Raw genomic sequence first — 24,532 nt, forward strand, 5'->3', positions numbered from 1 at the left:
GCTCAGTCGCACTGCACCTTGGGCGCCAGCGCAGCCCGCCAGATCGCATAGCCTTCGGGCGTCATGTGCAGCATGTCCTCGCGGAACAGCGCGGCACGCGGCTGGCCGCCGGCATCGAGCATCGGCGTGTAGACATCGGTGTAGCCGGTGTTGGGCAGGGTGGCCAGCGCCTTCCTGATCAGCCCGTTGGCCTCCACCACCGCCGGCAGCAGCTGCGCGCGCGAGGGGCTGGGCTTGATCGAGATGATCTCCACCGTGGTCTTCGGCAGGTCGCGGTGCACGCGGTTGACGAAGGCCACCACGTCGTCGCGGACCTGCGCCGGGCTGCGGCCGCTGTTGAGGTCGTTGTCGCCGGCGTAGAAGAACACCTTGCACGGCGCATACGGGATCACGATGCGGTCGGCATACCAGGTGCTGTCGCGTACTTCCGAACCGCCGAAGCCGCGGTTGAACACCGGCTGGCCCGGGAAATCGGCGGCCAGGCTCTCCCACATCCGGATCGACGAGCTGCCGATGAATTCGATGCCGCCGCGCGGCGGCGGACTGGCCGCGTCCTGTGCCGCGAACTGCGCCATGTCGCCGGCCCAGGCCACGTTGGAGACCTGGGTCGGTACCTGCGGCGTGGCGGGGGCCGGCGTGCGCGCCAGTGCGGGCAGGGCGGCGCCCAGGGCAAGGGCGAGCAGAAGGGGGCGGGCACGGCGGTGCAGCATGGACGACTCCTGTGGTGGGGCACCGAAGGCGCCCGGACGGGTAGGCGTTCATCATAGAAGCTGCCGCCGGGCCGCGCTTTACCACGGACGGGCGTTGGCCGCCTTCGACAATGCCCCGACCGGCTTATGGCAAAATGAGGGATTGCCTGCCCCATTCAGCGATGCCCATGACCGTCTGCCGTGTGCTGTTCCTGCCGTTCCGGCCCGCGTTGTCGACCGGGGTGCCTGCCCATGGCGGATGAAATCGGGCACCTGCCGCGCGGCCCCAAGCGCATCTTCAAGGCGGCGGTCTGGTCGTGGCAGGGACTGCGTGCGGCCTGGCTGCACGAGTCCTCGTTCCGGCTGGAGGTGTATCTGCTGATCGTGCTCGCCCCGCTGGCGCTCTGGCTCGGCCAGACCCCGGTGGAGCGCGCGCTGATGATCGGTTCGGTGCTGCTGGTGCTGGCCATGGAACTGGCCAACTCGGCGATCGAGGCGGTGATCGAACGCTACGGCGCCGAGTTCCACGAGCTCGCCGGGCGCGCCAAGGACATGGGCTCGGCCGCCGTTTTCGTGCTGATGATGAACGTACTGGTGTGCTGGACCCTGATCCTGCTGCCGCAGATTCTCTGACCTAAAACTTCTGGCGCGTCACCCGCGTCATCCCCCCTGTAAGGATGGAAGTCCATGTTTCTTGAGTTGTTGTCCGACCCCAATGTCTGGTTGACCCTGCTGACCCTGAGCGCACTGGAAATCGTGCTGGGCATCGACAACCTGGTGTTCATCTCGATCGCGGTGAGCAAGCTGCCCGAAGCGCGTCGTCCGTTCGCGCGCAAGCTCGGCATCGCCGTGGCCTGCATCACCCGCATCCTGCTGCTGGTGTCGCTGGCGTACCTGGCGCACATGCAGGCCAACCTGTTCACGGTGGCCGGGATGGGCATCTCGATCCGCGACCTGGTGCTGATCGTCGGTGGCCTGTTCCTGATCATCAAGGGCGGCATGGAAATCCGCGAGCTGATCACCGGCGGCGAGGATGAGGATCCGACCACCACCAAGGCGTCGGCCGTGTTCGGCATGGTCATCGCGCAGATCGCCATCATCGACATCGTGTTCTCGCTGGACTCGGTCATCACCGCGGTCGGCATCGCCGAACATGTGCCGGTGATGGTCGCCGCGATCCTGCTCTCGGTCGCCGTCATGCTGCTGGCCGCCAATCCGCTGGGCCGCTTCATCGACGCCAACCCGACCGTGAAGATGCTGGCGCTGGCCTTCATCCTGCTGATCGGCGCGGTATTGATCCTGGATGGCCTGGACGTGCATGTGCCCAAGCCCTACATCTACGCCGCGATGGGCTTCTCGGTGCTGGTGGAATGGCTGAACCTGCTGATGCGCCGCCGCGCCGTGGCCCACCACGTGCCGGGTGCCGGCAACTGGTAAGGGGGTAGGTGCCGACCGCTGGCCGGCACCACATCCGCTTTACCCAGGACGTGGCATGCTCCGGATCCCGTTCATCGAGATCCGGAGCCGGCCATGCGATCGTTCTCCCGTATGTTGTGCCTGGCCGTACTGGCCTCCCTGTTGTCCGGTTGTGGCTACAACGCCATCCAGCAGAAGGATGAGCAGGTCAAGGCCGGTTGGGCCGAGGTGCTCAACCAGTACAAGCGCCGCGCCGATCTGATCCCCAACCTGGTGCAGACCGTGGAAGGCTATGCCAACCAGGAACGCCAGGTCCTGACCGATGTCACCAACGCCCGTGCGCGCGTGGGGCAGGTCAACGTCAACGCCGACGATGCCGACTCTCTCAAGCAGTTCCAGCAGGCCCAGGGCGAGCTGAGCGGTGCGCTGTCACGCCTGCTGGTGGTCACCGAGAACTACCCGAACCTGAAGTCCGACCAGGGCTTCCGCGATCTGCAGGCGCAGCTGGAAGGCACCGAGAACCGCATCACTGTGGCGCGCGGCCGCTATATCCAGATGGTGCAGGACTACAACACCTACATCCGCCAGTTCCCGCAGGTGATCACCGCCAAGCTGTTCGGCTATGCGACCAAGCCGAACTTCACGGTGGAGAACGAAGCGCAGATCTCGCAGCCGCCGGCGGTCAAGTTCGGCTCGCAGGCCCCGGCCCAGGCTCCGGCGCCCGCACCGCAGCCGCCCGCGCCGCAGCCGCAGCCGCAGCCGGCTAACTGAGCCCGTGACCATGCGCCTGCTGCGCTGGCTCCTGCTGCTCTGCCTGGCGCTGGCGTTGCCGGCCTGGGCGCAGCGCCAGGCCGAGATCCCGCCGATGTCCTCGCCCGTGGTGGACACCACCGGCACCCTGGACGCGGCGCAGATCCAGGCACTGGAGGCGCAGGCGCTGGCCCTGCAGCAGCGCAAGGGCAGCCAGCTGCAGATCCTGATGGTGCCGAGCACCGCGCCGGAAACCATCGAGCAGTACACCCAACGGGTGTTCGAGCAGTGGTCCATCGGCCGCAAGGGCGTGGATGACGGCGTGCTGCTGGTGGTGGCCAAGGACGATCGCCGGGTCCGCATCGAGCCGGGCTACGGCCTGGAAGGCGCGATCCCGGATGCGATCGCCAACCGGGTGATCCAGGAGTACCTGGCCCCGCGGTTCCGCAGCAACGACTACGCCGGTGGCCTCACCGATGCCAGCGCTGCGCTGGTCAAACTGATCGACGGCGAGGCGCTGCCTGCGCCGGTCAGCACGCATCGCGCCCAGGACGCCCCGGCGGGTGGCAACTGGACGATGGCGCTGGGCATCGGCCTGTTCGCCGGTTTGTTCCTGCGCGGCATCCTGGGCTGGCTGCCGCGCCCCCTGCGCGCGCTGGCGAGCGGTGCCGGGGCCGGGGTGGCCGCGTTCCTGTTCACCTCGCTGGTGGTCGCCAGTGGCGCGGCCGCCGTGGTGGGCCTGCTGGTCGGCCTGACGTCGGCCGGTCGCGGCGGCGTGTTCGCGCGCAGTGGCGGCTGGGGTGGGGGTGGCTGGGGCGGTGGCGGGTTCGGTGGCGGCGGGGGTGGCTTCGGCGGCGGTGGAGGCGGCTGGGGCGGGGGTGGTGGACGTTCGGGAGGCGGTGGCGCCTCGGGAGGCTGGTGATGCGCTGGCTCCGGCACGTGTTTTCCCCCTCGGTGCGGCGCGCCTTCCCACCGGCACATCTGCAGGCGATCACCGAGGCGATCACGGCCGGCGAGCGCCGCCACGGTGGCCAGGTGATGTTCGCGGTGGAAGCGGATCTGCCGCTGGCCGCGTTGTGGCAGGGCATCACCGCACAGCAGCGCGCCGGGCAGGCCTTCGCCCAGTTGCGGACCTGGGATACCGAACACAACAACGGCGTCCTGATCTACCTGCTGCTGGCCGACCATGCGATCGAGCTGGTCGCCGATCGCGGCCTGCGCGGGCGGATCGATGAGGCGCAGTGGCGGGCCATCTGCGCGCACATGCAGCAGCGGCTGCGCGAGGGCGCCCTGCAGGAGGCCGTGCTGCTGGCGATCGAAGAGGTCTCGGACCTGCTGGCCGGGCACTATCCGCCCGTTCCGGGGTCACAGGATGACGGCCTGCCGGACACGCCGCAGATTCTGGGCTGAAGCCCGGCAATCGCGCGATCGCGGCCGCCGCGAGGCCGCTCCCGGGCGGCGCTAGAATATCCGCATCCCTGCAAGGCGCCCTTCATGATCTATTTCCACGATATCGACCCCATCGCCATCTCGCTCGGGCCGATCAAGGTGCACTGGTACGGCATCATGTACCTGCTCGGCTTCACTGCCGCCTGGTGGCTGGGGCGCAAGCGGATCGCGGCCGGGCGCCTGCCCGGGGTCGATGCCAACGGCTTCTCCGACCTGCTGTTCTACGCGATGCTCGGGGTCGTCGTCGGTGGGCGCGTGGGTTACATGCTGTTCTACGCGACCTCGGAATTCCTGCACAACCCGCTGCTGCTGTTCAAGGTCTGGGACGGCGGCATGAGCTTCCATGGGGGCCTGCTCGGCGTGCTGTTCGCCTCGTGGTGGTGGTCGCGCAAGCATCGCCTGCATCTGTTCGACACCCTCGATTTCATGTCGCCGCTGGTACCGCTGGGCCTGGGCTTCGGCCGCATCGGCAACTTCATCGGCGCCGAGTTGTGGGGCAAGTACACCGATGGCAGCTGGGGCGTCGTGTTCCCGAGCGGCCTGCCGGCCCCGTTGAACGGGCTGGACCTGGCCACCCTCAAGGCCGAGTTCGCCACCGGTGCGCTCAACCAGTACGCCCGCCATCCGTCGCAGCTGTATGAAGCGCTGCTGGAAGGCCTGGTGATGTTCTTGGTGCTCTGGGCGGTGTCGGCCAAGCCGCGCCACCGCTACGTGATCGCCGGCCTGTTCGCGCTGATGTACGGCCTCTTCCGCTTCGTGGTGGAGTTCGTGCGCATGCCCGACAATGGCGTCTATATCGCCTTCGGCTGGCTGACCAAGGGCCAGATCCTGTGCGTGCCGCTGATCGCCTTCGGCCTGGTGCTGCTGGCACTGTCGCGTCGCGCACCGGTGCTGCAGCCGGTGCTGCCGGCCGCCGCTGCCGGAGCCAAGGCATGAAGGCCTACCTGGACCTGCTCGCGCATGTGCTGGAGCACGGCACGGAAAAGTCGGATCGCACCGGCACCGGCACGCGCAGCGTGTTCGGCTGGCAGATGCGCTTCAACCTCAACGACGGCTTCCCGCTGGTCACCACCAAGAAGCTGCACCTGCGCTCGATCATCCACGAGCTGCTGTGGTTCCTGAAGGGCGATACCAACATCGGGTACCTGAAGGACAACCAGGTGCGGATCTGGGACGAGTGGGCCGATGCGAACGGCGACCTCGGCCCGATCTACGGCAAGCAGTGGCGCAGCTGGGCCACCGCCGATGGCGGCGCGATCGACCAGATGCAGTGGCTGGTGGACGAGATCAAGCGCAACCCCGATTCGCGGCGGCTGGTGGTCAGCGCCTGGAACGTGGGTGAGCTGTCGCAGATGGCCTTGATGCCGTGCCACAACCTGTTCCAGTTCTACGTGGTGGACGGCAAGCTCAGTTGCCAGCTGTACCAGCGCAGCGGCGACATCTTCCTGGGCGTGCCGTTCAACATCGCCAGCTACGCGCTGCTCACCCACATGGTGGCGCAGGCGACCGGGCTGGGCGTGGGCGATTTCGTGCATACCCTCGGCGATGCGCACCTGTACTCGAACCACTTCGAGCAGGCGCGCGAACAGCTCGCGCGTGAGCCGCGCGCGCTGCCGAAACTCTGGTTGAACCCCGAGGTGACCGACCTGTTCGGCTTCCAGTTCGACGACATCCGCATTGATGGCTACGACCCGCACCCGGCGATCAAGGCCCCGGTGGCGGTGTGACGTTGACTCTAACTTGCTGAGCTGAGCACGTGGTCACGAATGCTCAGCCAGCTTGGGATGCAATCTGATACCTCAACTGGAGGAGGCCAGCTATGTCTACTGGAAAATCGAGGAAGTCACGCGAAAAGCTCGCTGACACATTGATGTCAATGTCGGGCGCACTAGCGGTTGCGTTGACGTCAGCAGTGTTCATTGCCCCGATGGGATTGGCGCTCGCACAGCTCATCAAGCAAGAGCCGTTGAATGTGGTCGCTTTGATCGAAGTAGTTGATTCGTCCACTGTCGCGCTGTTTTTCGCGCTCTTCATCGCGGCCGCTTTTATAGTGAAGTTGGGGCGACGTTCTGCGTTTAAAATCTACGACTCACTGTATCCAGACCCATGAAGCTCTCCCTGATCGCCGCCCTGGACCGCGACCATGGCATCGGCCGCGACAACGATCTGCCGTGGAAGCTGCCCGACGATCTCAAGCATTTCAAGGCGTTGACCCTGGGAAAGCCGATCCTGATGGGGCGCAAGACCGCGCTCTCGCTCGGCCGTGCACTGCCGGGCCGGCCCAACTTGGTGCTGACCCGCAGCGGCCAGGTCCCGTTCGAGGGCATGCAGGCGGCGACGTCGCTCGAGCAGGCACTGCTGTATGCCGCCGATGCCGGCGCGGACGAGTTGTGTGTGATCGGCGGTGGCGAAATCTATCGCCTTGTCATGGCGCAGGCCACCGACCTGCACCTGACCTGGGTGGATACGGCGGTGGCGGCCGACACCCACTTCCCTCCGGTCGATCCGGCGCTGTGGGTGGAAGTGGCGCGCGAACACCACGCGGCCGACGAGCGGCACGCGTACGCGTTCGATTTCGTGGATTACCGCCGCGCCTGAGCGGGCGCTGCAGGCAGGCCGGTCGCACTGACCGGCCTGCGGCTCATTCGGCGTCGCTGGTGACGTCGTTTTTCTGCGGCTGTTGCTGCGGCTGCTGCTCGGCGTTCTGCGCGGGCTTCGCACCACCGCCCTGGCGGCCCTGGCCACCCCGGCCACGATCACGGCCCTGGCCTTGACCCTGACGCGGTGGGCGCCCGTTTGGCTGCGCACCCTCGGCGGCCGGCCGGCGTGCCGGCGGACGCGGCGCGGAGACCGGCTTGGGCACATCGCGGCCCGGCACCTGCACCACGCGCAGTTCTTCGGTATCCAGCTGCAGCGCGGTGAGCTTGCCTCCCCAAACGGCACCGGTATCGATCGCGTGCACGCCCTGGGTGATGGTGAGGCCCAGCGCGGACCAGTGTCCGCAGACGATCTTCAGATCGCGCTCGGCGCGGCCCGGCACTTCGAACCAGGGATACAGCCCCTGTTCCTGGGTGCCCGGCGTGCCCTTGTCCTCGATCCCGATCCGGCCCCGCGGCGTGCAGTAACGCATGCGCGTGAACAGATTGATGATCGCGCGCGAGCGGTCGTAGCCGGCCAGGCCGGGTGACCAGCTCGGCTTGTCGCCGTACATGTTGCGGAACAGCTTGCGGTAGCCGCTGCCGTGCAGCTGCTGCTCGACCTCGCGGGCGTGCTTCTCGGCCAGCTGGGTGGTCCACTTCGGGGCCAGCCCGGCGTGGATCATCATCCAGCCCAGCTCACGGTCCACGTGGGCCAGCTTCTGCAGGCGCAGCCACTCCAGCAGCTCATCGCGGTCCTCGGCCTGCACGATCCGCAGCAGATCCGGGTTGACCTTGCGCTGCTCTTCCTCGGTGCGGGCACCGACGGCAAGCAGGGACAGGTCATGGTTGCCCAGCACGATCACGCTGCTCTCGCGCAGCGAATGGACCAGGCGCAGGGTTTCCAGCGATTGCCCGCCCCGGTTGACCAGGTCGCCGCAGAACCAGAGTTTGTCGACCGCGGGGTCGAACTTGATTTTTTCCAGCAACCGCTGGGTGACGTCGTAGCAGCCCTGCAGGTCGCCGATGGCCCAGACACTCATGCGTGCGCCTCCATCAGTGCAGTGTGCGCGGAACGGTCAGGACGAACGGCGCGATGGCGGCGGCGAACTCGGTGCCGTCGTCGGCCACCATGTCGTAGTGCCCCTGCATCGTGCCGTGCTCGGTCTCCAGCATGACACCGGAGGTGTAACGGAAGTCTTCACCGGGGCGCAGCCGCGGCTGCTCGCCGATCACTCCATCCCCGTCGACATGCTCGATGCGGCCGTTGGCATCGGTGATCCGCCAGTGACGGGCCACCAGCCGTGCCGCGACGCGGCCCCGGTTGAGGATGCGGATCGTGTAGGCGAACGCGTAGCGGCCGTCCTCCGGCGTGGACTGGTCATCGAGGAAGCGGGGGGCGACCTCGACGGAGATCGCGTAGTTTGCAGCGTCGTTCATGCAGGCAGTTTAGTGAATGTTGTGCACGATGAGATGAGTGCCGCCCGCCCGGGTGGCGCTCCCGTCATGAAGGTCGGGCGGTTCCACGTGCGCGCGGCCGGTCAGGGCCGCCGGCGGCGCGCTCACCCCTGCGGGGCGGCATCACCGTCGGCGCAGGGTACGTTCGCCAGCGCGATGAACTGCGCCACGTCCAGCTGCTCGGCGCGGGCATCGCTGCGCACGCCGGCGGCGTCGAACTGCTCGGGCGTGCACACGTTCTGCAGCGCGTTGCGCAGGGTCTTGCGGCGCTGCCCGAAGGCGGCCTTGACCACGTGGGCGAAGCGCTTGCGGTCCAGGATGCCGACCGTGGCCGGATCGCGCGGGACCAGCCGGACCACGGCCGAATCGACCTTCGGCGGCGGCCGGAACGCACCCGGCGGCACCACGAACAGCGAGGTCACCTTGCAGAAGGCCTGCAGCATCACGCTCAGCCGGCCGTAGACCTTGCTGCCCGGATCGGCGGCCATGCGGTCGACCACTTCCTTCTGCAGCATGAAGTGCATGTCGGTGATCACCGCCGCGTGGTCCAGCGCATGGAACAGGATCGGCGAGGAGATGTTGTAGGGGAGATTGCCGACCAGGCGGATCGGGCTGCCCGCGGCCAGTTCGGTGAAATCCACCTGCAGCACGTCGCGGTGGATGATGGTCATCTCGCCCAGCGGTTCGGCGGCGGCGGCCAGCGGCCCGACCAGATCCCGGTCGAACTCGATCACGGTCAGCTTCGGGTGGCGGCGCAGCAGCGGCAGGGTGATGGCGCCCTGGCCCGGGCCGATCTCGACCAGGCGGTCGCCGTCCTTCGGGTTGACCGCCAGGACGATCTTGTCGATGTAGCTGCGGTCGGCGAGGAAGTGCTGGCCGAGCTGCTTCTTGGCGGGGCCGGAGAAACCGGGCGCGCCGGAGGAGGAATACGAAGAAGTCATGGCACCAGTGTACGTTGGCGCGCCAGCCGGGCACACAGCGCGGTGGCAGCGAGGAGGCTGGAGGGGTCGGCGATGCCGCGGCCGGCCAGATCGAGGGCGGTGCCGTGGTCGACCGCGACGCGCGGGTAGGGCAGGCCCAGGGTGATGTTGACGGCCTGCTCGAAGCCGCTGTACTTGAGCACCGGCAGGCCCTGGTCGTGGTACATCGCCAGCACCGTGTCGAAGCCGGCCAGCTTGGCCGGCAGGAACGCGGTATCGGCCGGCAGCGGCCCGACCAGGTCCATGCCCCGAGCGCGCAGGCGCTCCAGCAGCGGGATGATCAGGTCGAGCTCCTCGCGGCCGAGATGGCCGTCTTCGCCGGCGTGCGGGTTGAGGCCGAGCACGGCGATACGCGGCGAAGCGAGGCCGAAATCGCGCTGCAGGGCGTCGTGGAGGATCTGCAGGGTCAGCGCCAGGCCATCGGCGGTGATCGCATCGGCCACCGACCGCAACGGCAGGTGGGTGGTCGCCAGGGCGACCCGCACGATCGCGTTGGCCAGCATCATCACCACCGGAGTGCGGGCCTGGTCGGCCAGCAGTTCGGTAGTGCCGCTGTAGGCGATGCCGCCTTCGTTGATGACCGCCTTGTGCACCGGGCCGGTGACCACGCCGGTGAGTTCACCGGACAGGCAGGCCTGGCCGGCCTGGCGCAGGGCACCGATCACCGCGCCGGCATTGGCCGGGTCCGGGGTGCCGAAGCGCGAGGGGACGGCATTGCGCACCGCGCGCAACGGCAGATCGCCCGGCTGGCGGGCGATGGCGTCTTCAGGCAGGAGCTGCAGGGGCAGCGACAGCGCGGCGGCGGCAGCCTGCAGCGTGTCCGGGTCGGCGAAGGCCAGCAGCCGGCAATCGGTGCGCGGCTGCTGGATCAGTCGAAGGCAGAGCTCCGGGCCGATCCCCGCCGGCTCGCCCGGTACCAGCGCGAGCTGCGGGAGCATGGATCAGGACTGCGGCGGGGTGGCGGCCGCGGCGCCGCCCGGGGCGTAGCCGCGCATGTCCACGTAGGCTTCGCCACGCAGTTCCTGCAGGAAGCGGTTGTACTCTTCTTCCAGCTTGCGGCGGCCGATCGTTTCACGGATCTGGGCGCGCTGGTTGTCGGTGGTGGCATCGGTCTGGCGCGTGGCGACGCGCTGGACGATGTGCCAGCCGGCATCGGTGCGGAACGGCTGGCTCACGCCGCCGTCAGCGACGCCTTCAACCTGCTTGCCGAAGTCCGGGCCGAACGCGTCGGCCGGGAACCAGCCCAGATCGCCGCCCTGGCCCTTGCTGTTGTTGTCTTCCGAGGATTCCTTGGCGACCGCGTCGAACTCGGCGCCGCCGGCGATGCGGGCGCGCAGGGTATCGATCTTGGCCTTCGCCGCGGCATTGTCCTGCTGGTCGGTGATGCGGACCAGGATATGACGGGCGTGGTACTCGGTGATGGTGTTACCAGCGCCGGCGGCGGCGCTGGCATCACGCACTTCCACCAGCTTCAACAGCTGGAAGCCACTCGGGCCACGCAGCGGACCGACCACGTCGCCGGACTTCATGTCTTTCATCATCTGCGCGAATGCGTTCGGGATTTCATCCAGCGAACGCCATCCGAGGTCGCCGCCTTCCAGCGCGTTCGGGCTGTCCGAATAACGGACGGCGGCCGCGTTGAAGTCGATCTCGCCCTTGTCCAGCAGAGCCTTGACGCCATCGGCCTTTTTCTGGCCGGTGGTGATCTGCTCGGCGGTGGCACCTTCGGGCAGGCCGATCAGGATATGGGCCAGGTGGTACTGGGTACCGACCGCCGCCTGCTGCTTGAGCGCGCCATCCACTTCACCTTCGCTGACGCTGATCCGGCTCTGCGCGAAGCTCTGGCGCAGGCGCTGGACGGTGATCTCGTCGCGGACCGAATTGCGGAAATCGTTGAAATCCAGGCCATCGCTGGCCAGGCGCTGGCGCAGGGCGTCCAGCGTGGAGCCGTTCTGCTGGGCGATGGCGTTGATCGCCTGGTTCAGTTCCTGGTCGCTGACCTTGATGCCGCTGCTCTCGGCGCGCGCCACCTGCAGCTTGACCAGGACCAGGCGCTCGAGCACCTGGCGGCTCAGCACGTCATCGGGCGGCAGCTGGTTTTCACGACCGGCGTACTGGGCCTTGATGTTCTGGACGGCGCGGTCCAGTTCGCTCTGCAGCACGACGTCCTCATCGACGATCGCCGCGATGCGGTCCAGCGGCTGACTCTGCTGGGCCAGCACCTGCAACGGGGCCGTCGCGGAGGAGACCGCCAGCAGGGAGGCGAGGAGTACGGGAAGGGTCTTGGTCATGGGATCTGATTCGGATCGTAGTCGTCGCGGGCTGCACCGGTGTTGCTGGGCGGCACCAGATAGAGGTCGTCTCGGTAGTACCCGAGAATAGCACGGCGCAAGGTGCGGTCCGTGTTCTGGCCGATGGAGCTCAGGCCCTTGAGCACGAACTCGATCTGGAAGGAGTTGTTGAGTTCACCCTCGCGGTTGCGCACGTAGCGGCGGGCGATCGCGCGGACGGCCAGGCAGCAGCTGTCCCACTGCACGCCGCCGATGATTTCCAGCGGGGCGCGGTCCTGGATGGAGTAGTAGTAGCGGCCGACCAGGCTCCAGCGCTCGTTGAGCGGGTAGAGGAAGGACAGGTCGGCCTGCTCCAGCAACTCGCTGCCGTTGGGGTTCAGGCGGTGGCGGTAGGTCAGGTTGACCACGCCATCGTTGGACATCAGGTAGCGCGCGCGCACGCTGGCCAGATCCTCACGCTTGTACTTGGGATCCCACTGATAGGTGGCGCCCAGGTTCCAGCGGTCGTTGATCGCGTAGTTGGCGTCCGCGATCCAGGCCGACTTGCCCTGTTCGACCGGGGTTTCACTGCTGTTGATTGTGACCCGGGAATCATCGAAGTACAGGATCTGGCCGATGCTGCCCGAGAAGCGCTCCTTGCCGGTGTCCTGGTCGATGAAGCGGGTGCTCACCGCCATGGTCAGCTGGTTGGCGTCGTTCTGGCGGTCGGCGCCGGAGTAGCGCGAATCGCGGAACAGCTGGCCCCAGCTGAAGGTGAAGTCACGGGTATCGAAGATCGGCAGGTCGCTCTGGTCGCGGTACGGCGTACGCAGGTAGAACAGGCGCGGTTCCAGCGTATGCAGGAAGCGGGTGTCGCCGATGGTGGTCTCGCGGTCGAAGAACAGCCCGGCGTCGATGGTGCCGATCGGCAGGCTGCGGCTCGGCGACGTGTTGCCGCGCAGCTGGTCCGGGGTGGCAACCGCCAGCTGTTCCGGGGTCATCTGGCTGCGGCGGATGCTGTCAGCCAGGCCACGTTCCAGGTCATAGCCAGTGTAGCGGTAGGCCAGGGTCGGGGTGACGTACCAGGCCGCGCCGCTGAACGGCATCGAGACGTAGGGCTTGATGTCGATGCGCGAGCCACCGTCCATGCGCGTCGGCGGCAGGCCGTCGCGGACGTATTCGCCTTCGGCATCGATGATCTTGCCGTGCACATCCAGATGCGTGAAGTTCACCGCTTCGGCGTAGATTCCGGTTTCCAGCCAGGGCAGCAGCGGCTTGTCCCAGTTGACGAACAGGCGCGGCTGGCGCGCGTACGGCAGGGCCGCTTCGGTCAGGGTGTAGTCGGTGAGCTGCCAGTAGTCGGCCATCAGGCCGCCGGTCCAGTTCTCGCCGGTGCCGTAGATGCCGATCTGGCTCTGCAGGTTGGAGGTGGTCACCCCGAGCAGCCGATTGGAGAAATCCTCCAGATAGCGCTCATCGCTGACCCAGGCCAGGCTGGCGCGGGCCTGCCAGTTGGCGTTGATGTTGTGGTACCCGCTGAACTCCACGCGGCCGCGATCCTTGTCGCGCAGCTTGTCATTGGGCAGGTAGGCGGTCAGCAGCTCGCCGCGGCCACCGTCGTAGAGATAGCGGAATTCGTTGTCGAGCATGAAACCGCGCTTGCTCATGTAGCGCGGCATCAGGGTGTCGTCGAAGTTCGGCGCCAGGTTCAGATAGATCGGCTGGGTATAGTCGAAGCCGTTGCGGCCGGACAGGCCGATCTGCGGGTACAGCAGGCCGGTCTGACGGCGATCATCGATCGGGAACTTGAAGTACGGCGCCCACAGCACCGGCACCTTGCCGATACGCAGCACGGCGTTGCGCGCGGTACCGAAGCCGGCGTCGTTGTCGACCTCGATCTGCGGCGCCGACAGCTTCCACACCGGCTGCGAGGGGTCGCAGGTGGTGTAGGTGGAGCGGTGCATCTGGCCGACCGCACCCTGCAGGTCGATCGACTCGGCACCGCCGTTGCCACGGCGGGACACCAGCTGGTACTGGATGTCGCTGATCTTGTGGGTGTCGCTTTCCTGGTTGCCTTCGGCGCGACGGGCCTTCATCCGGATCGAGGAGTCCTGGTAGCGGACGTTGCCCTCGGCGATGTAGTTGCCGCTTTCGGTATCGAAGCTCAGGTTGTCGGTGCCCAGGAACTGGTCGCCGCGCTTGAGCGCGACGTTGCCCTGGTAGTTGGGCACCACGGAGGTCCCGGTCAGTTGGTCGCCTTCGATGTCCGTCGGCTGCTGGTCACGCGTCGCGGCCGCGGCTTTGTCGGCCTTGGGCGCATCGTCGAACACGGGCAGCACGTCGGTCACCGGGCACAGGCCCCAGTTCACCGGCTTGTCGTCGGCCAGGGCCGGCAGGCAGATGGCGATACTGAGGGGGAGGGGCAGCAGGCGGAGGGCTCGGCGCACGCGGTATCGGATTCGGGCGAAAACGGATAGTAGCTTGCCCCATCCCTTGCATAGGGGCAATGAAGGTCCCGCCCACGCAGGGGCCCGGGTTCATTCGTCGGCCCGGTCCGCGCGGATCAGCGCAGCTGGCCGACGTGGGCCACGCTGCATTCCGCAAGGGCCTGCAGGTCGTATCCGCCCTCCAGCATCGACACGATCCGGCCGGCCCCGTGGCGGCGGGCCAGCCCGCGCAACTCGGTGGTGATCCAGGCGAAATCCTCGGTTTCCAGCATCAGATCGGCCTGCGGATCGCGCATGTGCGCATCGAAACCGGCCGAGATCAGCAGCAGCTGGGGCCGGAAATCGTCGATGGCCGGCAGCATCTCGTCGGCCCAGGTGTTGCGGAAACGGAAGCCGCCACTGCCCGGCGGCAGCAGGATGTTCATCAGATTGCCGGCCCCGCGGTCGCGGCGCAGTCCCGAGTTGGGGAACAGCCCGGCCTGGTGGGTGCTGTAGTAGGCCACGCCGGGATCGGCGATGAAGATGTCCTGGGTGCCGTTGCCGTGGTGGACATCGAAATCGACGATGGCGATCCGCTCCAGCCCATAGCGGTCGCGCGCATAGGCGGCGGCGATGGCGATGTTGTTGAACAGGCAGAAGCCCATCGCGGTGCTGGCGCTGGCGTGGTGGCCGGGCGGGCGCACCGCGCAGAAGGCCACCGGGTCCTCGCCCAGCATCACCGCATCGACCGCCGCCACGCCGGCACCGGCCGCGTGCAGGGCCGCGCTGGCCGAGCCGGGCGAGGTCATGGTGTCCATGTCGATCAGGCGCAGCGGCTCGGTCTGGGGCTTGAGCACCAGGTCGATCAGTTCGCTGTCGTGGACCCGCGCCAGCTCACCGAGCTTGGCCGGCGGAGCCTCGCGCCAGTCCAGCTGGTCCGGATAGGCCGCCTTCAGCGCATCGAGCACCCCCTGCAGACGGGCCGGGCATTCGGGATGGCCGCGGCCGGGATCGTGTTGCAGACAGGCGGGGTGGGTGAAAACCAGCATGCGGGCAGGATATCCGGTGGGGCGGCAGGGCCGCTCAGGCGTGGCGGCGCTCGTGGCGCCAGAGCACCTCGCCGTGGCCATCCGCCCGGGCCAGTACGCGCGCGAGCACGAACAGCAGGTCGGACAGGCGGTTGAGGTAGTGCAGTGCTTCCGGGCGGACGGTCTCCCGGCGCGCCAGCGTGACCGTCTCGCGCTCGGCGCGGCGCACGATGGTGCGGGCCAGGTGGCAGCGCGCGGCGGCCTCGCCCCCGGCCGGCAGGATGAATTCCTTCAGCACCGGCAGGTCGGCGTTGTAGTGATCCAGCTGCCGTTCCAGCGCCTCGATGTCGGCGGCGTGGATGGCGGCATGGCCGGGAATGCACAGCTCGCCGCCCAGATCGAACAACTGGTGCTGGATCACCGTCAGCAGGGCGCGGACATCCTCCGGCAGCGGCACCGCCAGCAGTACGCCGAGCGCCGAGTTGGCCTCGTCGACCGTGCCGTAGGCGGCCACCCGGGCGTCGTCCTTGGCCACGCGGCTGCCATCGCCGAGGCCGGTGCTGCCATCGTCACCGGTGCGTGTATAGATGCGGGACAGGCGATTGCCCACGAACGAGGCCGGCCGCGCTCAGTGCAGCACGTCGCGGCGCGCCTGCAGCAGCTTGCCGACCTGTTCGGTCGCCAGCTGCAGCGCGGCCGCCAGGCCGACGTAGACCGCTGCGGTGCGCAGGTAGGGCAGGAACCAGTCGCTGTAGTTCTTCGCCCAGCCGTCGAGGGTGGGGGCGGCCACGTTGTCGCTGGTCCAGTAGAAACCGCCCTGGGCGAACAGATGGCAGACCGCCACCGCCGCAACCAGCAGCAGCGCGCCCTTGCCCAGCGCGGCCCAGGTGGCGCCGTGGTAGCCGCGGCGCAGCAGCAGGCCGCCGCTCCACATCGCGAAATAGGCCGGCAGCAGCATCCAGTAGCCCGGCGAGACGCAGTAGTGCTGCCAGAAATCCAGGCCGCTGCGGCGGATCACGAGCCAGTCGACCAGCACCGCCAGCGCCATCAGCAGCGGGAACGCCCAGCGGGTCCACGCGCGCAGGTAGAAGCCGCCGATGAAGAAGACCGCCCAGGAGGCATCCGGAATCGCCGCGAAATGGTTGACCCGCGTGGCCGCCATCAACAGCACGAGCACGGACAGGACGAAGGCGCGTTGGGCAGTGGAGGTCATGGCGGTGACGGCTGGGGGCAGGCATTCATTCTAGCGCCTGCTGCGGCAGCCCGCCGCACGCCGCCGGAACGGGCGAACCCTTATCATGGCGGGCATGAGTGAACGACATGATGTAGTGATCGTAGGCGGCGGGCTGGTCGGTGCCAGCCTGGCCATCGCCCTGGACCGCGCCGGCCGCGATGTGGGCCTGGTCGAGGCCTCGCCGCTGGGCGCGCTGCCGGCGGTGTTCGACCAGCGCAACCTCAGCTTCGCCGCCGCGACCGTCAACGCGCTGACCGCACTCGGCGTGATGCAGACGCTGGCCGGTGCCCCGGGTGCGATCACCCGCATCCATGTCAGCCGCGCCGGCGATTTCGGCCGGGTGCAGATGGAGGCCGCGCAATACCAGCGTCCGTGGTTCGGACAGGTCGTGGTCGCCCGCGATTTCGGCCAGGCGCTGGAGGCGCGGCTGGAGACGCTCACCCGGCTGACCCGCTATCGTCCGGCGCGCTTCGTGCGCCTGGGCAGCACGGTGGACGGTTACCGTCAGGTCTTCATCGCCGATGACAGCGGCGAGCGCTGCCTTCTGGCACGTCTGGTGGTGGGCGCCGACGGGACCCGCAGTGGCGTGCGCGAGGCACTCGGCATCGGCGTGGATGAACATGATTTCGAGCAGACGCTGTTCGTGTCGCGGGTCCGCGCCGCGCGTGCGCCGGACGGCACTGCGTACGAGCGCTTCACCGACACCGGGCCGACCGCGCTGCTGCCGCGTGGCGACCGTCATTTCGGCGCGGTGCACGGGGTTGCCCGTGACCAGGCCGAGGCCGTGATGGCGCTGGACGATGCCGCCTGGGTGAACTGCCTGCAGGGCGCCATTGGCTGGCGCGCCGGCCGCCTGCTGGAGAGTGGCCCGCGCAGCGCCTATCCCTTGATCCAGGTGCTGTCGCGCGCGCTGGTCGGCGAACGCGCCGTGCTGCTCGGCAATGCCGCGCAGACCATCCACCCGCTGGGCGCACAGGGCTTCAACCTGGGCCTGCGCGATGCATTGACGCTGGCCGAACTGGTGGCCGGGGCCGACGATGCCGGCAGCGATGCGCTGCTGCAGGAACACGTGGCCCGGCGCCTGGAAGACCGCGAGCAGACCATCGCGTTCTCCGGCGGGCTGGCGCGCCTGACCAGCAATCCGGCACCGCTGATGCGCCCGCTGCGTTCGCTCGGTCTGTTGGCCGCGCAGGCCACGCCGATGCAGTCGATGCTGGTCGGGGGCGCGATGGGCTTCCGCGGCCAGGTGCCGGCGCTGTGCCGCGGAGCCGGCCTGTGAGCCGGCGCCCGCAGGACGTGGTGGTGGTCGGTGGTGGCGTGGTTGGCGCGGCCTGCGCGCTGGCGCTGGCCGATGCCGGGCTGTCGATGACGCTGGTCGAAGGCCGCGAGCCGGCGGCCTGGCAGCCGCAGCAGCCGGACCTGCGCGTGTACGCGTTCGCGCCGGACAACGCGCAGTTGCTGGCCACGCTCGGCGTGTGGCCGGCGGTGACGGCCGCGCGCGCCTGTGCCTACCGCCGCATGCGGGTCTGGGATGCGGCCGGCGGCGATGAACTGCGCTTCGATGCCGACAGCCTCGGCCGCGAACAACTGGGCTGGATCGTCGAGAACGATCTGCTGGTGGACCGCCTGTGGGCGGCGCTGCCTGCGGCCGGCGTGCAGCTGTGCTGCCCGGCGCGGGTCGAGGCGCTGGAGCAGGACGCCGACGGGGTGCGCCTGCGCCTGGACGACGGCCGTCGCCTCGACGCATCGCTGGCGATCGCCGCCGACGGTGCCGAATCCACCCTGCGCCGCCTGGCCGGGTTGGAGGTGACCCGCCAGGAGTACGGCCAGCGTGGCGTGGTGGCGTATGTCGATACCGAAAAGAACAACGAAGCCACCGCGTGGCAGCGCTTCCTGGTGACCGGGCCGCTGGCGGTGCTGCCGATCAGCGCGCAGCGCAGTTCGATCGTGTGGACGCTGCCCGATGCCGACGCCGAGCGCGTGCTGGCACTGGATGACGCGGCATTCGGACGCGAACTCACCAACGCCTTCGCCGGCCGCTTGGGCGCGATGACGCTGGCCTCCAGGCGGGCGGCTTTCCCGCTGCGCCGGCAGCTCGCCACTGGCTACGTGGCCGGCCGCGTGCTCGCACTCGGTGATGCAGCGCACGTGGTGCACCCGCTGGCCGGGCAGGGCGTCAATCTCGGTCTGCGTGATGTTGCTGCGTTGCGGGCGCTGGTGCTGGCTGCGCAGCAGCGCCGACAGGACTGGATGTCGCCGCACCGGCTGCAGCGCTGGGCACGCGAACGCCGCAGTGAGAACACCGTCGCTGCGTACAGCTTCGATGCGATCAATACGGTGTTCTCGAATGATGAGATGCACCTGACCCTGGCGCGCGGTCGCGCGCTGGGCTGCGCCGGCAAGCTGCCGCCGCTGGTGTCGATGTTCTGGAAGCGCGCGGCGGGGGTGTGACCCGCGCGCTCAGTCGATCAGCCAGCCGGCCAGATCGGCGCGGTCCAGCTTGCCGCGGCGCTTCACGTCCAGTGCGTTGAATTCATCGGCCAGGGTCGGGTTGGCCTGCGCCTCGGCGCGGCTGATGAAGCCGTCGCCGTCGACATCCAGCGCCGCGAATGCGATGCGGTACTGGCCGACCACGCTCACCGGCTGCACCGAACGCACCGTCACCGCTGCCTCCCCGGCCGGGGCGGCGAGTGTCACCTGATGGGTGACCTCGCCCTGCGACAGCGGCTGCGCGCGCACGCTCACCGGCACCTCGCGCAACGGTTCGCTGACCGCCGGTGACGGGGTGCGGACCTGGGCGAGGGCGAGCGTGGGCAGCAGCGTCAGCAGCAGGATGAGGCTTGATCGGCGTCGCATGGAAACTCCGTTCTTGACGTGGGGAGGGGCGCCGGGCGACCGGCGCGTGCTTCGATCATGGCTGCGCGTTGCGCGGCCAGCCGGGCATGGCCCGGCCCTACCAGTGGTGCGCGTGGGTCAGCGCAGCGGCGAGGCCAGCACCGTGATCTCTTCGCGGTCGTGGTACAGCTGCTTGGCGCGCAGATGCAGCGGCTTACCCGCCTGCTCCTGGAACAGCTCCAGGCACATGCGGGTTTCATCCCAGCGCTTTTTCATCGGCAGCTTGAGGTTGAAGATTGCGTGCTTGCACCAGCCTTCGCGGAACCAGGTGGCCATGCGTTCGGCCACGCGGCGCGGTTGTTCGACCATGTCGCAGACCATCCAGTCCAGCGGCGTCTCCGGCTGCCAGTGGAAACCATCGGCGCGCAGATGCTCGACCAGGCCGGTTTCCAGCACGTGCTCGCGCAGCGGGCCGTTGTCGACGCTGATCACCCTGACGTGCTGGCGGGTCAGCACCCAGGTCCAGCCGCCCGGGGCGGCGCCCAGATCGGCCGCGCGCATGCCCGGCTTGACCAGCAGCTCGCGCTCTTCCGGCGTCATCAGCGTGAGCAGGGCTTCATCCAGCTTCAGCGCCGAGCGCGAAGGTGCATCGGGCAGCAGCTTCAGGCGCGGGATGCCCAGCGGCCACGGCGCGCTGTCGCGGGTATCGGCCACGCACACGAAGGCATGGCGTCCATCGACGAACACGATGTGCAGGCGCGGCAGGCCGGTGTTCGGCTTGTCGGTCAGCAGACCGGCCTTGCGCAGCGCCGGGCGCAGCGCATTGCCGAATGCGCGGGCCAGGCCGGCCAGCGGCTTGCCTTCGTCCGAATCGGGATGCTCGACCCACATGTCGCCGAAGCGCTGCTGGCCCTGCAGGGCGGCGATGATCGGGGTGATGCGGTCGGCGGCATCGAGCTGGGGCAGCTCGGCCAGCACCTGCAGCTTCTGCCGGGCGAAGATCAGCGAACGCCAGGACAACGCCTTGGACAGCGCCGCGGCGTCCTCGGTGACGAACACCACGTAGCCGTCGTTGCGCTGGGTGCGCGCATAGCCGGCGACGTTGGCATAGGCCGCGCGCTCGGACAGCTCGGCGGCCAGTTCCGGCTCAAACCCCTGGCGGCACAGGCACAGCAGGCCGCTCATCGCTTCGCGCCTGAAGCGCGGGAATCAGTAATGTGCACCATTGGTTTCTCCATACTGGCGCAGGACCGCGCGCGCTGCATCGCGCTCGATGTCGCGCACGACCTCGATGCCACGCTTGTTGAGTTCGCCGATCCAGTCCGCCGGCAGCGGGCCTTCATCGAACGGGGTGAGTTCCTCCACGTCCTGGGCGCTGGCCCCGATCAGCAGACGATCGATGCCGGCCCAGACGGTCGCGCCGTAGCACTGGCAGCACGGCTGCGAGGAGGTCGCCAGGGTGATCGGCGACAGCACATCGTTCAGGCGTGGCGTCTGCAGGCGCTGCTGGGCCAGCATGTAGGCCATGTTCTCGGCATGCGCCAGCGAGGTCGTATGCGGGACCACGCGGTTCACGCCAGCAGCGATCACGCGGTGATCCGGCCCAAACACCACGGCGCCGAACGGGCCGCCGGTCTGCGCCTCGACATTCAGGCGCGACAGCTCGATCGCCAGCGCGACCTTGTCGGCATCCTCGGGATAGACACGGCCCAGATCGATCTGGTCGTGGATCCAGGCGGGCAGGGTGAGATGGACTTGCGCGTACAGCATCGGGACATGGACCTCGTGGAAGATGGAGCAGCGGCAGTGTATCGGGCCGTGCGTAGGGATGCCGTGCCCGCGCTGAACGCGGCCACGCGGGCGCCGGCGCAGGGCTGCGCCGATCGCAGGAGTGCTGGAGCGCAGGCCCTGCCGTGGCAGGGCCGCGCTGGAATGACACGATGGCCGGTGCCAGGCACCGGCCGGGTGCCGCTTACGCCGACCAGGTATCGCGCAGGGTCACGCTGCGGTTGAACACCGGCGTGGCCGCGGAGTGGTCGCGGCGATCGGCGACGAAGTAGCCCGTGCGCTCGAACTGGAACGACTGCTCGGGCGTGGCGCTGGCCGCGGCCGGTTCGACATATCCGGTGACGGTGCGGCGCGAGTCCGCATTGAGGTAATCGCGGTAGGTCTTGCCGTCGGACTCGTCGTCCGGGTTCGGCACCGAGAACAGGCGGTCGTACAGACGGATCTCGGCCGGCACCGCGTGCACGGCGCTGACCCAGTGGATGGTGCCCTTGACCTTGCGGTTGGCGCCTTCCATGCCCGGGCGCGATTCCGGATCCAGCCAGCCGCGCAGCTCGGTGATGGTGCCGTCGGCGTCCTTGATCACCTCATCGCAGCGGATGATGCCGGCGCCGCGCAGGCGCACTTCGCCACCCGGCACCAGGCGCTTCCAGCCCTTGGGCGGGACCTCGGCGAAATCCTCGCGCTCGATCCACAGCTCACGTGCGAACGGCACCTCGCGGGTCCCGAACGCCTCATCCTTGGGATGGTTGGCGAAGGTCAGGGTCTCTGCGTGGCCCTCCGGCAGGTTGGTCAGCACCAGCTTCACCGGATCGACCACCGCCATGCGGCGTGCGGCGGCACTGTCCAGGTCTTCGCGCAGCGCGCCTTCGAGCACGCTGAAATCGATCAGCGAGTTCTGCTTGCTGATGCCCACGCGCTCGGCGAACAGGCGCATCGCCGCCGGGGTATAGCCGCGACGACGCAGGCCCTGCAGGGTCGGCATGCGCGGGTCTTCCCAGCCATCCACCAGCTGCTCGGTGACCAGCGCCATCAGCTTGCGCTTGCTCATCACCGTGTAGTTGATGTTCAAGCGCGAGAATTCGATCTGGCGCGGCTTGGCGGCTTCACGCGGCAGGCCGCGATCGACCAGCGGCTGGGTCAGCGCATCGTCGTGGGCGAAATCGACGTTGTCCACGCACCAGTCGTACAGCGGGCGGTGGTCTTCGAACTCCAGCGTGCACAGCGAGTGGGTGATGCCCTCGATGGAATCGCCCAGTGCATGCGCGAAGTCGTACATCGGGTAGATCGGCCACGCATTGCCGGTGTTCTGGTGTTCGACGTGCTTGATCCGGTACAGCGCCGGGTCGCGCAGGTTGATGTTGCCGCTGGCCATGTCGATCTTGGCGCGCACGGTGCGCGCACCATCCGGGAACTCGCCCGCGCGCATGCGGCGGAACAGATCCAGGTTCTCTTCGACGCTGCGCTCGCGGAACGGCGACGGACGGCCCGGCTCGGTCAGGGTGCCGCGGTAGGCACGCACTTCCTCGGCGGAGAGGTCGCACACGTAGGCCTTGCCATCGCTGATCAGTTTCTGTGCGGCCAGGTAATAGGCATCGAAATAGTCCGAGGCATGGCGCAGCTCGTTCCACTCGAAGCCCAGCCAGCGCACGTCATCCTGGATCGCGGCCACGTACTCCGGATCTTCCTTGGCCGGGTTGGTGTCGTCGAAGCGCAGGTTGCACACACCGTTGAACTCGCCGGCGATGCCGAAGTTCAGGCAGATCGACTTGGCGTGGCCGATGTGCAGGTAGCCGTTCGGTTCCGGCGGGAAGCGCGTCTTGATCGCGGCATGCTTGCCGGCCGCCAGGTCCTCGCGGACGATCTGACGGATGAAATCCCGTTTTTCCTGGGCTTCCGGAAGGGCGTCGGTGGGGGCGGCGGTAGACTCGGACATGGTGCGCGGTCGCAGTTAAAAGGCAGAAAGACCACCAGTTTAGCCTGTCGGGGGTGGGCTTGCCCGGCCGCGTGGGTCGGCACGCCGTCAGCCCCCGGGCGTATGCTGGCCCCATGCCCTCCGGAGCCCGCCCATGCACGTGATCTACCAGGCCGACAACCTGTTCGACGCCCATCTGGTCAAACACGCCCTGGAGGACGCCGGCATCCCTGCGTTCGTCTTCGGGGAATCGCTGCTGGGCGGGATGGGCGAGCTCCCGTTGTTCGGCGTCCTGCGCGTCTGCGTCCCCGATCTGGCCCGTCCCGAAGCGGAAGACATCGTCGCCCAACTGGACTTGGGCACGGCCCTGGACGACCCCATATTCGACGGAGACGAAAGCGCCGGCCTGTTGCCGGCCTAGGAGAACGCCATGTTGGGTATTGGAAACGGTCTGTTGGGCATCGGCGCCTTCAAGCAGCGCCTGCCGCGCCCGGAAGAAGCGTTGCCGGGCCGCGACCAGCCCCTGCCGCTGCTGCACAACCAGCATTACGTCAACAGCCATCCCCTCAAGGACAGCTTCACCGGCCTGGCGCGCATCCGCTTCGCCATGGGCTGTTTCTGGGGCGCCGAGCGCAAATTCTGGACCATCCCGGGCGTCTACTCGACCTCGGTCGGCTACGCCGGCGGCGTCACCCCGAACCCCACCTACGAAGAAGTCTGCTCCGGCCTCACCGGACACACCGAAATCGTCGAGGTCGTCTACGACCCCGCGATCGTCCCGCTCGAGCGCCTGCTCCAGGTCTTCTGGGAAAGCCACGATCCCACCCAGGGCATGCGCCAGGGCAACGACACCGGCACCCAGTACCGCTCCGCGATCCACGCCACTTCCCAGGCCCAGCTCCACGCTGCCCTGGCCAGCCGCGACGCCTACCAGCAGCGCCTCAACGACAGCGGCTACGGCCCGATCACCACCGACATCGCCTTCCCCGCGCCCGAGTACTACTACGCCGAGGACTACCACCAGCAGTACCTCGCCAAGAATCCCAACGGCTACTGCGGCATCGGCGGCACCGGCGTCAGCTGTCCCATCGGCGTGGACGCCTGATACCCCGGAGCCGACCAACGGTCGGCTCTACCAGGTTCGTCACCTGCGTTTCGCACCACTCCCCGACGCTCCGTGCCCCGTGCTCTCCCCAACGCACCAGCCAAGTGTCGACGGTGCGGTGTGGGTGGGTTTGCAGGACCGTTGGAGCGGCATGGATGCCGCTCACGAGCCCCCAGGGATGGGTTTACGGCGCGTCCAGCAAACGCGCCCACACCGCGCCAACCCAGACGAAAGTGAGCGGTTGCCGTTGCCGTTGCCGTACGCGCCAAAAACAAAAGGCCCCGCAGAGCAGGGCCTTTCGTCGTCCAGCCAACCGCCAGCGCTTAAAGCCGCTCGCGGATCGTCTGGCGCAACGCCTCCAGATCCTTGGCGAACGCATCGATGCCGCTCGCCAGCTTCTCCGTCGCCATCGGGTCGGCTGCCAGATCCGCCGCAAACCGCGCGCCATCGATCGGCGTCACCTGGACGGATTCCGCCGCACCGGCCACCAGCCTGCGCGGCAGTTCGCCGTGATCGGCGTCCAGCTTCTCCAGCAGGTCCGGCGAGATCGTCAGGC

At 68.2% G+C, this 24,532-nt stretch carries 28 protein-coding genes; 13 read left to right on the forward strand and 15 right to left on the reverse strand.

What is annotated here, in order from left to right; translation table 11 throughout:
- Nucleotides 1–2: 2 nt before the first annotated feature.
- Nucleotides 3–710: an SGNH/GDSL hydrolase family protein gene (locus ABE473_RS14940; protein ID WP_346490028.1), complete on the reverse strand. Its 708-nt coding sequence runs from the start codon at nucleotides 708–710 to the stop codon at nucleotides 3–5.
- Between the two features lie 231 nt (nucleotides 711–941).
- Here ABE473_RS14940 and ABE473_RS14945 point away from each other — a divergent pair, with 231 nt between their 5' ends.
- The 9 genes from ABE473_RS14945 to ABE473_RS14985 all read left to right on the forward strand — a co-directional run bounded on the left by ABE473_RS14945 (nucleotide 942) and on the right by ABE473_RS14985 (nucleotide 6,902).
- Complete coding sequence (locus ABE473_RS14945) at nucleotides 942–1,322, forward strand: diacylglycerol kinase (protein WP_346490029.1); 381 nt, start codon at nucleotides 942–944, stop codon at nucleotides 1,320–1,322.
- A gap of 54 nt (nucleotides 1,323–1,376) precedes the next feature.
- Nucleotides 1,377–2,126, forward strand: a complete 750-nt coding sequence (locus ABE473_RS14950) for a TerC family protein (RefSeq protein WP_123728386.1) — start codon at nucleotides 1,377–1,379, stop codon at nucleotides 2,124–2,126.
- 93 nt (nucleotides 2,127–2,219) lie between these two features.
- Nucleotides 2,220–2,876, forward strand: a complete 657-nt coding sequence (locus tag ABE473_RS14955; RefSeq protein ID WP_346490030.1) for a LemA family protein — start codon at nucleotides 2,220–2,222, stop codon at nucleotides 2,874–2,876.
- Between the two features lie 4 nt (nucleotides 2,877–2,880).
- Nucleotides 2,881–3,777 carry a TPM domain-containing protein gene (locus tag ABE473_RS14960; protein WP_346490031.1) on the forward strand — a complete coding sequence of 299 codons (897 nt, stop codon included), beginning with the start codon at nucleotides 2,881–2,883 and terminating at the stop codon, nucleotides 3,775–3,777.
- Nucleotides 3,777–4,265: a TPM domain-containing protein gene (locus ABE473_RS14965; RefSeq protein WP_179460800.1), complete on the forward strand. Its 489-nt coding sequence runs from the start codon at nucleotides 3,777–3,779 to the stop codon at nucleotides 4,263–4,265. Before ABE473_RS14960 ends, ABE473_RS14965 begins: the two co-directional genes overlap by 1 nt.
- Nucleotides 4,266–4,349: 84 nt before the next feature.
- Nucleotides 4,350–5,240, forward strand: coding sequence for a prolipoprotein diacylglyceryl transferase (gene lgt / locus ABE473_RS14970; protein ID WP_346490032.1), 891 nt, complete (start codon nucleotides 4,350–4,352; stop codon nucleotides 5,238–5,240).
- Nucleotides 5,237–6,031: a thymidylate synthase gene (locus ABE473_RS14975; RefSeq protein WP_176990350.1), complete on the forward strand. Its 795-nt coding sequence runs from the start codon at nucleotides 5,237–5,239 to the stop codon at nucleotides 6,029–6,031. The genes lgt and ABE473_RS14975 overlap by 4 nt, the downstream gene beginning before the upstream one ends.
- 92 nt (nucleotides 6,032–6,123) lie before the next feature.
- Nucleotides 6,124–6,414, forward strand: coding sequence for a hypothetical protein (locus ABE473_RS14980; RefSeq protein WP_346490033.1), 291 nt, complete (start codon nucleotides 6,124–6,126; stop codon nucleotides 6,412–6,414).
- Nucleotides 6,411–6,902: a dihydrofolate reductase gene (locus ABE473_RS14985; protein WP_346490034.1), complete on the forward strand. Its 492-nt coding sequence runs from the start codon at nucleotides 6,411–6,413 to the stop codon at nucleotides 6,900–6,902. Before ABE473_RS14980 ends, ABE473_RS14985 begins: the two co-directional genes overlap by 4 nt.
- Before the next feature lie 43 nt (nucleotides 6,903–6,945).
- On the opposite strand, the gene ABE473_RS14990 is transcribed toward ABE473_RS14985, so the two are convergent.
- The 9 genes from ABE473_RS14990 to ABE473_RS15030 all read right to left on the reverse strand — a co-directional run bounded on the left by ABE473_RS14990 (nucleotide 6,946) and on the right by ABE473_RS15030 (nucleotide 16,315).
- Nucleotides 6,946–7,983: a symmetrical bis(5'-nucleosyl)-tetraphosphatase gene (locus ABE473_RS14990; RefSeq protein ID WP_346490035.1), complete on the reverse strand. Its 1,038-nt coding sequence runs from the start codon at nucleotides 7,981–7,983 to the stop codon at nucleotides 6,946–6,948.
- Nucleotides 7,984–7,996: 13 nt separating this feature from the next.
- Entirely contained in the window at nucleotides 7,997–8,380 is a 384-nt protein-coding gene (apaG, locus tag ABE473_RS14995) for a Co2+/Mg2+ efflux protein ApaG (protein ID WP_176990348.1), read from the reverse strand.
- A 122-nt stretch (nucleotides 8,381–8,502) separates the two neighbouring features.
- On the reverse strand, nucleotides 8,503–9,339 hold the full coding sequence (gene rsmA, locus ABE473_RS15000) for a 16S rRNA (adenine(1518)-N(6)/adenine(1519)-N(6))-dimethyltransferase RsmA (protein ID WP_179460804.1): 837 nt from the start codon (nucleotides 9,337–9,339) through the stop codon (nucleotides 8,503–8,505).
- Nucleotides 9,336–10,316, reverse strand: a complete 981-nt coding sequence (gene pdxA / locus ABE473_RS15005; protein ID WP_179460805.1) for a 4-hydroxythreonine-4-phosphate dehydrogenase PdxA — start codon at nucleotides 10,314–10,316, stop codon at nucleotides 9,336–9,338. The genes rsmA and pdxA overlap by 4 nt, the downstream gene beginning before the upstream one ends.
- A 3-nt stretch (nucleotides 10,317–10,319) precedes the next feature.
- The gene (locus ABE473_RS15010) at nucleotides 10,320–11,669 is read right to left on the reverse strand and encodes a peptidylprolyl isomerase (protein WP_346490036.1); all 1,350 of its coding nucleotides are present in this window, start codon (nucleotides 11,667–11,669) and stop codon (nucleotides 10,320–10,322) included.
- Nucleotides 11,666–14,095 (reverse strand): LPS-assembly protein LptD, encoded by a 2,430-nt coding sequence (gene lptD, locus ABE473_RS15015; RefSeq protein ID WP_346490037.1) that lies wholly within the window; start codon nucleotides 14,093–14,095, stop codon nucleotides 11,666–11,668. The genes ABE473_RS15010 and lptD overlap by 4 nt, the downstream gene beginning before the upstream one ends.
- A gap of 116 nt (nucleotides 14,096–14,211) precedes the next feature.
- Nucleotides 14,212–15,123, reverse strand: a complete 912-nt coding sequence (locus ABE473_RS15020) for a histone deacetylase family protein (RefSeq protein ID WP_346478257.1) — start codon at nucleotides 15,121–15,123, stop codon at nucleotides 14,212–14,214.
- A gap of 34 nt (nucleotides 15,124–15,157) precedes the next feature.
- Complete coding sequence (locus tag ABE473_RS15025) at nucleotides 15,158–15,712, reverse strand: cob(I)yrinic acid a,c-diamide adenosyltransferase (protein ID WP_346490038.1); 555 nt, start codon at nucleotides 15,710–15,712, stop codon at nucleotides 15,158–15,160.
- A gap of 18 nt (nucleotides 15,713–15,730) precedes the next feature.
- The gene (locus ABE473_RS15030; protein WP_346490039.1) at nucleotides 15,731–16,315 is read right to left on the reverse strand and encodes a hypothetical protein; all 585 of its coding nucleotides are present in this window, start codon (nucleotides 16,313–16,315) and stop codon (nucleotides 15,731–15,733) included.
- Nucleotides 16,316–16,409: 94 nt separating this feature from the next.
- On the opposite strand from ABE473_RS15030, the gene ubiH reads away from it, so the two are divergent.
- On the forward strand, nucleotides 16,410–17,615 hold the full coding sequence (gene ubiH, locus ABE473_RS15035; protein WP_346490040.1) for a 2-octaprenyl-6-methoxyphenyl hydroxylase: 1,206 nt from the start codon (nucleotides 16,410–16,412) through the stop codon (nucleotides 17,613–17,615).
- Entirely contained in the window at nucleotides 17,612–18,787 is a 1,176-nt protein-coding gene (locus tag ABE473_RS15040; RefSeq protein WP_346490041.1) for a UbiH/UbiF family hydroxylase, read from the forward strand. The genes ubiH and ABE473_RS15040 overlap by 4 nt, the downstream gene beginning before the upstream one ends.
- 9 nt (nucleotides 18,788–18,796) lie before the next feature.
- Here ABE473_RS15040 and ABE473_RS15045 read toward each other — a convergent pair whose 3' ends face one another.
- The 4 genes from ABE473_RS15045 to ABE473_RS15060 form a co-directional block, all read right to left on the reverse strand.
- Entirely contained in the window at nucleotides 18,797–19,192 is a 396-nt protein-coding gene (locus tag ABE473_RS15045) for an EF-hand domain-containing protein (protein ID WP_179460813.1), read from the reverse strand.
- Between the two features lie 117 nt (nucleotides 19,193–19,309).
- Nucleotides 19,310–20,356 (reverse strand): 23S rRNA (cytidine(2498)-2'-O)-methyltransferase RlmM, encoded by a 1,047-nt coding sequence (rlmM, locus tag ABE473_RS15050; RefSeq protein WP_346490042.1) that lies wholly within the window; start codon nucleotides 20,354–20,356, stop codon nucleotides 19,310–19,312.
- 24 nt (nucleotides 20,357–20,380) lie between these two features.
- On the reverse strand, nucleotides 20,381–20,941 hold the full coding sequence (locus tag ABE473_RS15055) for a nucleoside deaminase (RefSeq protein ID WP_179460815.1): 561 nt from the start codon (nucleotides 20,939–20,941) through the stop codon (nucleotides 20,381–20,383).
- A 202-nt stretch (nucleotides 20,942–21,143) separates the two neighbouring features.
- Nucleotides 21,144–22,892, reverse strand: a complete 1,749-nt coding sequence (locus ABE473_RS15060) for a glutamine--tRNA ligase/YqeY domain fusion protein (protein ID WP_346490043.1) — start codon at nucleotides 22,890–22,892, stop codon at nucleotides 21,144–21,146.
- Nucleotides 22,893–23,025: 133 nt separating this feature from the next.
- On the opposite strand from ABE473_RS15060, the gene ABE473_RS15065 reads away from it, so the two are divergent.
- Complete coding sequence (locus ABE473_RS15065) at nucleotides 23,026–23,292, forward strand: DUF2007 domain-containing protein (RefSeq protein WP_346490044.1); 267 nt, start codon at nucleotides 23,026–23,028, stop codon at nucleotides 23,290–23,292.
- A gap of 30 nt (nucleotides 23,293–23,322) precedes the next feature.
- The gene (msrA, locus tag ABE473_RS15070) at nucleotides 23,323–23,976 is read left to right on the forward strand and encodes a peptide-methionine (S)-S-oxide reductase MsrA (RefSeq protein ID WP_346490048.1); all 654 of its coding nucleotides are present in this window, start codon (nucleotides 23,323–23,325) and stop codon (nucleotides 23,974–23,976) included.
- A 323-nt stretch (nucleotides 23,977–24,299) separates the two neighbouring features.
- Here the strand turns inward: msrA and ABE473_RS15075 are convergent.
- On the reverse strand, nucleotides 24,300–24,532 hold a 233-nt coding region (locus ABE473_RS15075), incomplete at its 5' end, for a transaldolase family protein (protein ID WP_346490046.1).

This window comes from Stenotrophomonas sp. TWI700 (genome assembly GCF_039673645.1).
Taxonomy (GTDB): domain Bacteria; phylum Pseudomonadota; class Gammaproteobacteria; order Xanthomonadales; family Xanthomonadaceae; genus Stenotrophomonas; species Stenotrophomonas maltophilia_AA.